This window comes from Enterococcus sp. DIV1315a (genome assembly GCF_051712325.1).
Classification (GTDB): domain Bacteria; phylum Bacillota; class Bacilli; order Lactobacillales; family Enterococcaceae; genus Enterococcus; species Enterococcus faecalis.
Genome location: NZ_JBIOOS010000001.1, coordinates 1792626 through 1805250, shown reverse-complemented (window position 1 = coordinate 1805250; position 12625 = coordinate 1792626). Strand labels below are relative to the sequence as shown.

Below are 12625 nucleotides of genomic sequence, written 5' to 3'. Positions count from 1 at the left end.
CTGTCTCCAATCCAAGGGTTTAGAAATAATCACTGAAATAAGCTTCTTGGTCAGGAAAAATCCGTTCCAAAGAATTTAAAGTTTCTTTATCTGTATCAATGCGCTCAATTCGATGTAAGTACGAAGGGCGTCGGTAATTCATGACTAAACAAGTTAGTGTTTGAATATCTAAGTGAACGGCGGTGCCTAGAGGTTCATCCGTAATGGTTACTTGATCATTTTCATCCCAAATTAAGCCAAAAATACCATTATTCCACTCAGCAACAGGATCTTTAACGACAAAATGGAAGGGCTTAGCCGTACTTTCAAAAGGAAAGTTTTCTAAAAAGGCTTTGACATCAACAATTCGAGCCATATAATAGGGCTCAATGCTTTCTTTAATTTGGCTGTCTTCTAAAAGAAAGGCTAGTGGTTCGTTTTTATAGATATCGCCCTTGACCCAATAAACCATCGAAAAATGCGCAGTAATAAAATTCCACAAGCCATTTCGGGCTTCTTGGTTCAAGTAAAACATTTCCTTAATATGAAATACCTCATCGGCCACCCAATAGAAAAGTACTCCTAAAGGTTCTTGATTGGCACCATAATAGACAGCAGCAGTCCGTTCTTCCTCGTTTTCGAAACGCCAATATTCTTCCCAGTTGAAGGCACTACGAATGAGCGCGCCGTGATTTTGACGAGCGAATCGCGCATAGACATCAAAGACATCTGGGTGATCGACAGCTAACCGTTCAATCATTCCTGGAACAGGAACGGTTTTTGGTAATTGCGTATCCCGAATTTTAAAAGATAACTTGTCGGACATAATTTCCCAACCTTTACGTCGGTAATAAGGGATGTTGTAAGGGAAAAGATAAGAAATCCACTGTTTATCTTGGCGCATTTCTTCTAATGCTGTTTGAATCAAGTCTTTCATTAAACCGTGGTTGGCATATTCAGGATAGGTACCGACACCAGTAACGCCGCCCATTTTATACAAAGCGCCATGGATATTGACTTCGCATGGATAGATAGCAATTTGTGAAATTAATTGATTTTCGTGAAACCAGCCAAATACTTTTGAAAGTTCTAAAATCGGTTGTTTTGATTTGATAAATGCGCGTTTGTTTTCAAAACCACTTTCTTCAATATCTGCTTCAGTCACTTGAAAAACATAGGAAAGAAGTTCATTAAATTGATCAATGTGTTCTTCCTCAACAGGCTTTAAGGTCAGTTGCTTTCGAAATTCTTGTTCATCCATTTTTCCATCTCCAATAAATTTACTGTTTTTAGTATACCAAATTTTTCGAAACTCTGTTAGCCTTTCGAAACCAAAAGAATAAAAGGGAAGTGCTTTAAATCTTCTTCAAAAATTGGTATAATGAAAAGTGCTGATTATCCTAGACCTTTAAACATGATAATTTGATAAAAAAGGCAACTAAAATATAACAATTGATTAATGAAGCTAGCAGGGAGCTAGCTTTTCTTAAAAGAAATGAGGCAAAAAATGAACAATAAAGAAATGAAAGCAAGACAAGAGAAAATTCGTAATTTCTCGATTATTGCCCACATTGACCATGGGAAGTCAACTTTAGCCGACCGGATTTTGGAAAAAACAAATACAGTTAGCAGTCGAGAAATGCAAGATCAATTACTTGATTCAATGGATTTAGAGAGAGAACGCGGCATTACCATCAAATTAAACGCAATTGAATTAAACTATACAGCCAAAGATGGTGAAACCTATACTTTCCATTTGATTGACACACCAGGACACGTCGATTTCACCTATGAAGTTTCTCGTAGCTTGGCAGCTTGTGAAGGGGCTGTTCTAGTTGTTGATGCGGCGCAAGGAATTGAAGCGCAAACGCTAGCAAATGTCTATTTGGCATTGGATAATGACTTAGAAATTTTACCTGTTATTAATAAAATTGATTTACCCGCCGCTGATCCAGAGCGTGTTCGGACAGAGATTGAAGACGTAATTGGAATTGATGCATCGGAAGCTGTTTTAGCAAGTGCAAAAGCAGGAATTGGGATTGAAGATATTTTAGAACAAGTGGTGGAGTATGTACCAGCTCCATCAGGCGATATTGAGGCTCCTTTAAAGGCTTTGATTTTTGACTCTATTTACGATAGCTATCGAGGAGTTGTTTTAAACATTCGTGTAATTGACGGTGTCGTTCGTCCTGGAGATAAAATCCAAATGATGAGTAACGGTAAAACGTTTGATGTAACAGAAGTCGGCGTTTTTTCACCGAAACCAATTGCTCGTGATTATTTAATGGTTGGTGATGTGGGCTATATCACCGCTAGCATTAAAACGGTTCAAGATACACGGGTTGGGGATACAGTGACTTTGGCTGACAATCCAGCAGCAGAAGCACTACCAGGCTACCGCAAAATGAATCCAATGGTTTATTGTGGCTTATATCCAATTGATACGTCGCGCTACAATGATTTACGGGAAGCATTAGAAAAATTACAATTAAATGATGCGGCGTTACAATTTGAACCAGAAACATCGCAAGCTTTAGGGTTTGGTTTCCGTTGTGGTTTCTTAGGTTTGCTGCACATGGATGTTGTTCAGGAACGTTTGGAACGAGAATTTAATTTAGAGTTAATTACAACAGCACCGTCTGTAATCTATCACGTTAATAAAACTGACGGAACAACCGTTGTTGTTGATAACCCAGCTGAATTTCCAGAACCAGTAACGATTGAATCTGTGGAAGAACCTTATGTTAAAGCGCAAATCATGGTGCCAAACGATTATGTAGGAGCAGTAATGGAATTATCACAACGTAAACGTGGCGAATTCATTACAATGGATTACTTAGACGATTATCGTGTAAACGTAGTTTATGAAATTCCGTTATCTGAAATCGTGTTTGACTTTTTCGATAAATTGAAATCAAGTACAAAAGGCTATGCATCCTTAGATTACGAAATGGCTGGCTATCGCACCAGCCGTCTAGTGAAAATGGATATTCTATTAAATGCTGAAAAAGTGGATGCGTTAAGCTTTATTGTTCACCGAGATTTCGCATTTGAGCGTGGGAAAGCGATTGTTGAGAAATTGAAAAAACTAATTCCACGTCAACAGTTTGAAGTCCCAGTTCAAGCGGCGATTGGTCAAAAAATTGTGGCTCGTTCAGATATTAAAGCCTTACGCAAAAACGTACTGGCTAAATGCTATGGTGGCGATGTTTCTCGTAAACGTAAATTGTTAGAGAAACAAAAAGAAGGGAAGAAACGGATGAAACAAATTGGGTCCGTGGAAGTTCCTCAAGAAGCCTTTATGGCAGTTCTGAAAATGGATGAAGATGATCAGAAAAAATAAGAATAATATGTGTATTGATTGAAATGTAACTATTGTCTAAGATGATATTTTTTAGCATAGTGTGATTATTTGTGGATTGAGCAAAAAAATTATTATCTTGGAAGGATTATAGACCTATTAAAAAAATACTAAAGTAGGAGGATAAACTTATAAAGTTTATCCTCCTATTTAGTTTAGTATTAAAAAAAGATTTTGTGTGAGGTTTTATAGGAATATTTGACTTACATTATAGTTCATATTTAAACGTATATTTCATGATATAATGTATTTTGTAAAGTAAGAGAAGAAAGTAAAAGAGAGTCATTACGTTTGTCTGTTATTGTGTGAAAAAATTATTTGAGGAGATTAAATTTCATGATTAATCAGAAACAAAAAAAGTTTGAATTAGTTATTAGTTCAGAAAATGTAATATCTACTGATGAAAGATTTACAATGAATAATTTATATATAGGTGATAATTATAAACCATTGGATGTATATTTTCAAAAAGCGAATGGCAAAAAAATTATCCGTAAACGTGAGAAAAAGGAGCGAAATAGCTCCAATCAAACGTTACCTCGAATTGCTTGTCAGGTGTTTGAAAGTCAGTTAACAAGGCTATCTACAGATGAAAAAGAAAGTTTTCCGATTTGCCAGTATAAATGGGATTCTGAAATAATTCGTGGTATTTTTCCGAGTGTTGATGTATTTAAGCAACATCGAAATTCCATTGAATATTTGATTTATAATGTTTCTGAAGAAAAAAAGTTTGTTTTTTATTCTTGGAATATTTTTTCTACTATTTTATTCGTTCAGGAATGTTTAAAACGTTTTGGTAAGAAGGATGATAAATTTGTGCTCATATATCAAGAAAAAGAACAAATAGAAAATGAACAACAGATAGAATCTATTGAAGTAAAGCAAAAATCTAAAGATTATCATAGCTCATATTCAAATGCTCTAATTGAATCAAAAAATGTGATTTTTCGTGGTGCACCAGGGACAGGTAAATCATATCTTGCTAAAGAAATTGCTACAGATATTATAAGTAATGGTTATTTTTGTGATTATACGTTATTGAACGATGAGCAAAAAAAGCAAATTGAATTTGTTCAATTCCATCCAAGTTATGATTATTCTGATTTTGTTGAAGGATTACGTCCTAAACCAAACGAAGATGGTTCAATGAATTTTCAGTTGGAAGATGGAATTTTTACTAAGTTTATAAAAAAAGCGCAAAAAAACTTTAATAACTCAAAGAAAAATATAGAGTTAATTGCAAAACAAGCATCAGCTTTGGAACTTCTGAATGATTATCTGTCAGATATTGAATTTGGTATAGAGGAATTAAATACCACTCGTGGGACTAAATTTTATATCATGAATGTTAATGAAACGCATATTCAGATTTCTATTCCAGATAATCCAACAGTTAAGTCCCTAAAACTCAATAAAAATGAATTACTTGAAATGCTTGAATCAGGGAAAAATTTTAATAAGGTTAGAGATGTTACTGCTTTTTTCAATAAACAGAATGGAACGCAGGGGTACTCTTACGATTTGGCAATATTTAGGGATTTAAAGGCAAGAAATTTTAAAGCAAAAAAAGTAGTTGTCGAACACGAGGAACTAAAACCTTTTATCTTTATCATTGATGAAATTAATCGAGGAGAGGTCTCTAAAATCTTTGGTGAGCTTTTCTTTGCGATCGATCCTGGTTATAGAGGAAGTGTGGGAGAAGTTGCGACCCAATATGCAAATCTACATGAGAATCCGGATGAAAAATTTTCAATTCCTGATAATGTATATATTATAGGAACTATGAATGATATCGATCGCTCGGTTGATACCTTTGATTTTGCTATGCGTCGTCGCTTTCGTTTTATTGAAATTAGAGCAGAAGATAGATTAGAAATGTTGGAAAGTTTAGGTGAAGAACTTAAGAAAGAATCCATTAAGCGGATGGAATCACTGAATACTGCAATTTCTGAAGTAGCTGAACTAAATGAAAATTATTACATTGGAGCATCATATTTCTTGAAAATCAAAAAAATAAGCTTTGATCAATTATGGACAGACTATTTATCACCATTACTTCAAGACTATATTCGTGGGATATATGATGAAGAACGTATCTTGAAAAAATTTGCGCAAGCGTATGGATACTTGTCAACGGTAGGTGATAAAAATGAACATATTGACAGTTAAAGATAATACAATGAATCTGAAAGAAGACTTTGCACCTGTAAAGAATATTGTGAATCTAATTGCTGATAAAACATTGGAACAACTTGAAAAAGAAGGAGTATTTATATTTCCTGAATTATTGAAAGAAGCAACAGACATCACAGAGGATCAGATGGTACTACGGAGTATCAATGATTACTACGCTATGACTAATGTAATGGGTTTTTTAGGATATGGAAATGAGAGATTAGTTATTGAGTCTCGTTTTAATTCTAATCAGCAAGATTACTTCATACAATATATGCTTGAAAAAGTACTGGATTTTCCTAATGTATTAAAACTTAGCACAAATGTAAATAAAGAGAAACGTTTGCTGAATTTATTATTATACTTATTTCCATATTATTTAAAAAAAGCAATGAGAAAAGGTACTTTCAAAAAATATACTTGTAACGAATACAATGATGACCATATTAAAGGAACAATTAATATTTCACGACATATTAAGAAAAATACACCATTTATTGGGAATATTTCATATAAACAGCGTGAATTTTCTTATGATAACTACGTGATGGAACTACTCCGACATACAATTGAGTTTATTAAACGTAAGCCTTATGGAAATATGCTACTTAGAAAGGTAAAAGACGAGGTGAGTTCTGTTGTTGCAGCAACCGGGAAGTATACTATACAAGACAAGAGAAAGATTATCCAACAGAACAAGAAAAAACCAATAATTCATGCATATTATCATGAGTATCGAGCTTTACAAAGACTGTGTATCTTGATTTTACAAGAAGAGAGACATGAACTTGGGTCTGGAATGAGCCAAGTTCATGGAGTCCTTTTCGACGGTGCTTGGCTATGGGAAGAGTATGTAAATTCCTTGATTCATCCTGATTTTTATCATCCTATGAATAAAGGTGGTCAGGGAGCTCAACGACTATTTTCGTCTAACTCCAGGAAGATTGGTTTGATTTATCCAGATTTTATTAGCAAGAATTCTGCTAATAGAGTAATTGCTGATGCCAAATATAAACCAAGAGGGAATATTGGAAATAAGGATTATTTACAAGTTCTTGCGTATATGTTTAGATTTGAGGCAAGAAAAGGCTTTTACTTATATCCAGATGAAAGCAAAGAAAATAATGTTCAGCTAAAAATGAATCAGGGAATAACATATGAGAAAAATGTTTTTCCGCGAGAAGATATCAAAATTATCAAATGTGGACTAACTATTCCAAATGATGTGGAGTCTTATAAGGAGTTTGTTATTAAAATCAATAAAAATGAAAAGATATTTATTGAAAAGTTAACAAAATAATATATAATAATTCTTTACTTATCTAAAATAAGCTTGGTTAAGTGAAAATGTTTGTTGTAATATAAGTCATGAAGATAATCAGAAACAACCATAAATTTATTCTTTTTTTATTGAAAGTGGGACATTAGTCATTTCGACTTGAGCCGACTCCAAAAAGTTAGACCTAGAAATCTAACTTTTGGGGGTCGGCTCAACTTATGTCCCACTTTTTAAATCTTAAAGATAATCAGTTTGAACAAAAGAAGACTTTTAAGAAAATCCTTTTTATTTTTTTAATCTAAACATTTATGCTTTAATTAGTTATTATTTTAGTAAAAAATAGATTAATTTACTAAAATAATATATAATAAAGGTAAAACTAGGAGGGAAGCATATGACGTGTATTTCATTATCGATTTTAAATCAAGAACAAGAAATTAGAAAAGCTAAGATAGATGATTCAGATTCTTTGAAAGAGTTAACTATTACAGGGAAAGATTTTGTTTGTTTAGCTGCTTGGGATTGTCAATTACAAGACGGCGATGTGATTCAAGTTTGTTTAGATACGCCCAATACTTATTTAATGGTGAAGTTAGATGCTACGCTTGATAGCAGTTTAATTTATGTTCCAGAACAAAAATGGACATTTCCAATCACAAAAAAATGAAAACGCTATCGAAGCGCGAGCAGCGTATCGTTTTGAAACCAAGAAACCTTATATAAGTGTGCGTGTTGCCACGAAAGAAGAAATTAAGAGTTATCGTAATTGGGCGTTAAATCCACATGATTTACAACATTTTACTGGTGCGTATCCTCATGCATCTGCCAACGTGGAAACGCGAAATGATGCTACTTTTTTTGCTTGCAATGCGATTGACGGTACCTTTGCTAATCTTTATCATGGGCCGTATCCTTATCAATCATGGGGGATTAATCAGCAGTTAGATGCCGCATTAAAAATTGAATTTGGGCGTGAAGTCTTGTTGGATAAAGTGATCTTAACATTACGAGCGGACTTTCCTCATGATAATTATTGGCAACAAGTGACTTTAAAATTTTCCGACGGTACACATGAGGTCTTTAAAACTGTTAAGACTGAGCAACGCCAGAGCTTTACCTTTGCGAAACGGGCAGCGGAGTGGGTGATACTAACAGAGTTAATTCAAGCAGATGAACCATCACCATTTCCAGCATTAACACAAATTGAATTATTTGGTCAAAACAAATAAAAAATAAGGACGGTTCCTTTATAGGAGCGGTCCTTATTTTTTATTTCTGGCGTGGGCTAGTTGTTGATTGGCGGACAACCAATTCTGTGTTTAACAGGACTCTACGAGGAATGCTAGGCATTTGAATTCGTTTGTGCAATAAATTAATGCCTGTCTCGCCCATTTCTTCAGTAAAGGCATGGACAGAGGATAGCGGTGGTGAGACATATTGAGAAATAGAGATATCATTGATCCCCATGACACTAATTTCTTCAGGAACCTTTATACCGTGTGCGGCTAACGTATGTATCACACCGATTGCAAAGGCGTCATTATAAGCAAGAATCGCAGTAGGTAAATCATTTCCCCATTTCTCTAACGCTTCTTCTGTCAATTGTTCCCCCGTTTTGACATCCAACATGCCATTTTCTTTTAAGATAAAATAATCTTCGTTAAACAAGTGATAATGCTGCATAATGTCAAGATAAGCATTGGTTGTCGGCGTTTTATAGCGACGGAAACCATACATGTTTTCGCTTTCTTCGGCACCAATAAAGGCAATTTTTTCGTGGCCCAATTCCAAAAGATGGGTTAAGGCAATCTCGGTTGCTTGATAAAAATCAGTATTTACAGAATCAAATTCTTCCAGTGGGAAATTACTGCCAATTACACAAAGGTTTGGATGCAGTTGCTGCAACTCTTGTAACGTCTTTTGAGTGAATTTACCAATTGCCAAAATGCCATCAATCCCTTGAAGGTTATGTTGTTCCAATTGAGAAACTTTTAGAATATTGTAACCTAACTCTTCGGCCCGTTTTTCAGCGCCTAAACGAATCGACATATAGTAAATATCCGTTAGTTCTTCGTCATCTGAACGCCACTGAACGACGGCAATCGAAGGCTCTTGCGGAGCTGTTTGTACGGAAAGGTTAGGTGTCAGTTGCTCCTGCTGTTTGTTTTTATTTTTAGTTTTATATTTCGTATAATTCAGGGTTTCTGCTGCTTCAAAAATTTTTCGCTTGGTTTCCTCTGTAACGGATAAGTTTGGATCATAGTTCAGAACTCGCGATACAGTTGAAATTGAAACATTCGCGACTTTTGCGATATCTGTGATAGTTGCCATTCTAAATGCCTCCTTCTCAAGTACTATTATAGCATATAGTATATTTCTTTTTAGTAAAAAAAAGCAAGAAAAAGCTTTTTTTACTTTTTTTTAGCAAAAACTATTGATTTTTTGACTAAAAAAATATACTATAAAGTCAAAGAAAGCGCTTTAATTCGATGGAGAAGGTGGTTTAGTGAAAAGATTTTCACTTTTTTTACTAATTTTACTTGCTTTAACAGGTTGTAAATCCGGTGAAAAAGAATTTGATGAAGAATCTCTTCAAAATCTAAAGGAAACGGCACAGTCTTATTCAGAAACAGAATTACAAAATGGTGACGTTCGTTTAAATGAATATATTTCTTTGAAAGGGGAGATTGTTGAGAGCGACAGTCGTTCTAGTTTAATAAAAAAAGGTGATCGTTTTATTTTGAAAAGTGGTTCTAGTAAATATCAAGTTTTTAATGAGCAAAAGAAAAAATTGAAAATTGGTGACGAAGTGACAGTTTACGGAGAATATTACGGCTTTTTGAAAGGGACATTAATTGAAAGTGAGGAGAATCATGATTCAGCCACGAATTAGACAGAATCCTTTTGAAACATACGAAGAGGTTGCAGAAGGATTTGAAGATTTATTAGCGCCACTGGAATTGTTTTTTGATCGAGAGTATCAAGGTCATCTGGATTTAGGGACACACGGAACGGTTTATTCTAAAGGGACACGTGATGCGGAGGCATTTTTACGACCATTATGGGGACTAGGTCCTTATGTAACGCAAAATGAAAGTGAGTATTTGAATGACTTTCTAACGGGAATTATCGAAGGAACCGATCCTGAGAGTTCATCTTATTGGGGAAAAACAAAAGATTATGATCAATTGATTGTTGAGATGGCAGCATTAAGTACATTTCTTTTGTTAAACAAAGAAAAAACGTGGGACCAATTAACAAAAGAACAGCAAAACAATTTACACAGTTGGCTGATACAAGCCAATGAAAACATTATTCCGCCAAATAATTGGCATTTCTTTAGAGTGTTGCTGAATTTAGCGATGAAACATTGTGAAATGCCGTATTCAAAAGAACAGATCGCTGTTGATTTGGCTGTAATTGATCGTTTTTATGTCGGTAATGGTTGGTATTATGACGGAGTCGAGACACAAGTTGATTATTATGTTTCTTTCGCTATTCATTATTATAGTTTATTGTATTGTCGTTTTGCCCCGGAAGATACCGCAAGAGTGGCTATTATGAAGGAACGAGCAACTTTGTTCGCGCAAGAGTTTAAATATTGGTTTACTCAGCCAGGAGAAGCGATTCCCTTTGGACGTAGCTTAACGTATCGTTTTGCTCAAGTGTCATTTTTTAGTGCTTTAGTTTTTGCAGATGTTGAAGCATTGCCGTGGGGTGAGATTAAAGGTCTAATCAGCCGACATCTTCATCAATGGATGAACAAAGATATTTTTACAACAGATGGATTATTGTCGGTAGGTTATGATTATCAAAATATGGTCTTTGCCGAAGGCTATAATGGTCCTGGTTCACCTTATTGGGCCTTTAAAACATTCATTTTGTTAGCGGTTCCAAAAGATCATCCTTATTGGCAAGCAGAAACACAGCCTATTAGCTTTCCAGAAAAACACTTACCTTCACCAGAAAGTCGGAACTACTATCAAGTAAATGATGCAGGGACACATGGTTTAATGTTTCCAGCGGGACAATTTATTAATTATCAAGCTCATGCACATGATAAATATAGTAAATTTGTTTATTCTTCCCATTTTGGTTTCAGTACTATAAAGAGTGATTATTGGTATTACGAAGGTGCTTATGATAATTGCTTGGCTTTAGCTGAAGACGACCACTATTTCCGCACGAAAGGATTAGATGATCAGTACGAAATTCTTGATGATCGTATCATTCATCAATGGCATCCTTGGTCCGATGTAGCAATCAAAACGACAATTGTACCATTAGAAGGCCAGCATTTACGGATCCACGAAATTGAGACACAACGTGCATTAGTGGCTTATGAAGGTGGCTTCTCAATCCCGCTCTTCGATGAAAAGGTCACTTGCGTTTCTGATCAAATGGCTGAGGTAAAAAATGCAAAAGGTGTGTCAAAAGTAGAAAATATCAACGGCTTTTCTGAAGCTGCGATTATTCGAACAGAACCGAATACAAATTTACTTTATCCGTTAACGGAGTTGCCATATTTGAAAGCAAACTTGTCGAAAGGGAAACATCTTTTAATTTCATTGGTGACAGGCGTACTACCGAATGAACAAATTGAGCCAGTTAAAGTTAGGTTAAAAGAAAATCAGCTTTTAGTTGAAGAAAAAGTTGTAATTTTGGGGAATTAGGGGGAGAAATACACAATGACAGAAAATGGACAGATTGAGTGGTTGCCGAAGCAAATCAGTTTTGCTTTAAACAAAGTTCGAGGAAATTTAGAGACATTTAAAGAATTAGTTCCACCCGCGGCAAGTTTAAATCAAATTTATTATCCTGAAGAAAATATTGACTGGACGGCCAGCTTTTGGCCAGGAATGTTATTTTTAGCAAAGGAATTAACAAATTCAACAGAGTTCGATGAGGTGATTGCCACACAGATGGCTTCTTTTCAACATCGCTTGGATGAACAAATTGAGCTGGAAACACATGATATAGGCTTTTTGTATATTTTAACAGCCATTGCTGATTATCAAGTCAATGGTCATGAGGCCTCAAAAGAAATGGCCTTGCAAGCTGCGGACTTATTAATGAAACGTTATTCACCAAAAGCCAAGATTATTCAAGCTTGGGGGAATTTAGACGATCCAGAGCAACGAGGTAGAATGATTATTGATTGTTTAATGAACTTACCATTATTATACTTTGCAGCAAAAATGACTGGCAAGCAAGAGTATTATGAAGCTGCCTACAATCATGCGAAACAAACACAAAAATATATTGTGCGAGAAAATCACACTACGTTCCATACGTATTATTTTGATACGGAAACAGGCGAAGCCTTGTACGGAAAGACACAGCAAGGATACTCAGATGATTCTTGTTGGGCTCGCGGCCAAGCCTGGGGAATTTACGGCTTTACGTTAAGTTATTTATATACAGGAGATAGTAGTTTTCTGGAAACAGCAAAAAATGTTGCTGATTACTTTATTCAAGAATTACCAGAGGACAAAATCTGTTACTGGGATTTAATTTTCAATGAAGGGAGTGAAGAAGAACGTGATAGCTCATCTGCTGCAATTGCCGCATGTGGCTTACTAGAATTATCTCGTCAGCTTCCATTAAATGATGAAAAACATGGCTATTATGAAAAGGTTGCGCTAGAACTATTACAAGCATTAGCGGAAAAGTATACAACGGTTTTACAACCAGAGTCGAACGGCCTATTGCTTCATGGTGTCTATGATAAAAAAACAAATACAGGAGTCGATGAATGCATGATTTGGGGCGACTACTTTTATTTGGAAGCGTTAACTCGTTTAGCGAAAAGCTGGTATTCTTTTTGGTAA

8 protein-coding genes and 1 pseudogene are annotated in these 12625 nt (G+C 35.1%); 7 read left to right on the top strand and 2 right to left on the bottom strand.

From position 1 onward, the window contains the following. Positions 1–19: 19 nt before the first annotated feature. Positions 20–1240 (bottom strand): GNAT family N-acetyltransferase, encoded by a 1221-nt coding sequence (locus tag IGJ03_RS08610; RefSeq protein ID WP_002356813.1) that lies wholly within the window; start codon positions 1238–1240, stop codon positions 20–22. A 246-nt stretch (positions 1241–1486) separates the two neighbouring features. On the opposite strand from IGJ03_RS08610, the gene lepA reads away from it, so the two are divergent. The 4 genes and pseudogenes from lepA (at position 1487) to IGJ03_RS08590 (ending at position 8023) form a co-directional block, all read left to right on the top strand. Continuing rightward, positions 1487–3322 (top strand): translation elongation factor 4, encoded by a 1836-nt coding sequence (gene lepA / locus IGJ03_RS08605; RefSeq protein WP_002362155.1) that lies wholly within the window; start codon positions 1487–1489, stop codon positions 3320–3322. A gap of 354 nt (positions 3323–3676) precedes the next feature. Next, positions 3677–5509 (top strand): AAA family ATPase, encoded by a 1833-nt coding sequence (locus IGJ03_RS08600; protein WP_010824802.1) that lies wholly within the window; start codon positions 3677–3679, stop codon positions 5507–5509. Beyond that, positions 5490–6815, top strand: a complete 1326-nt coding sequence (locus tag IGJ03_RS08595; protein ID WP_010824801.1) for a 5-methylcytosine restriction system specificity protein McrC — start codon at positions 5490–5492, stop codon at positions 6813–6815. The genes IGJ03_RS08600 and IGJ03_RS08595 overlap by 20 nt, the downstream gene beginning before the upstream one ends. A gap of 373 nt (positions 6816–7188) precedes the next feature. Beyond that, positions 7189–8023: pseudogene (locus tag IGJ03_RS08590) on the top strand (hypothetical protein). Positions 8024–8063: 40 nt separating this feature from the next. On the opposite strand, the gene IGJ03_RS08585 reads toward IGJ03_RS08590, so the two are convergent. Beyond that, the gene (locus IGJ03_RS08585) at positions 8064–9125 is read right to left on the bottom strand and encodes a LacI family DNA-binding transcriptional regulator (RefSeq protein ID WP_002356832.1); all 1062 of its coding nucleotides are present in this window, start codon (positions 9123–9125) and stop codon (positions 8064–8066) included. A 175-nt stretch (positions 9126–9300) separates the two neighbouring features. Here IGJ03_RS08585 and IGJ03_RS08580 point away from each other — a divergent pair, with 175 nt between their 5' ends. From IGJ03_RS08580 to IGJ03_RS08570, 3 genes are read left to right on the top strand one after another with little or no spacing between them, the layout of a single operon-like run. Further along, positions 9301–9687, top strand: coding sequence for a hypothetical protein (locus tag IGJ03_RS08580; protein ID WP_002356835.1), 387 nt, complete (start codon positions 9301–9303; stop codon positions 9685–9687). Beyond that, complete coding sequence (locus IGJ03_RS08575; protein WP_002359866.1) at positions 9668–11467, top strand: DUF2264 domain-containing protein; 1800 nt, start codon at positions 9668–9670, stop codon at positions 11465–11467. Before IGJ03_RS08580 ends, IGJ03_RS08575 begins: the two co-directional genes overlap by 20 nt. A 15-nt stretch (positions 11468–11482) precedes the next feature. Next, positions 11483–12625 carry a glycoside hydrolase family 88 protein gene (locus IGJ03_RS08570; protein ID WP_002359867.1) on the top strand — a complete coding sequence of 381 codons (1143 nt, stop codon included), beginning with the start codon at positions 11483–11485 and terminating at the stop codon, positions 12623–12625.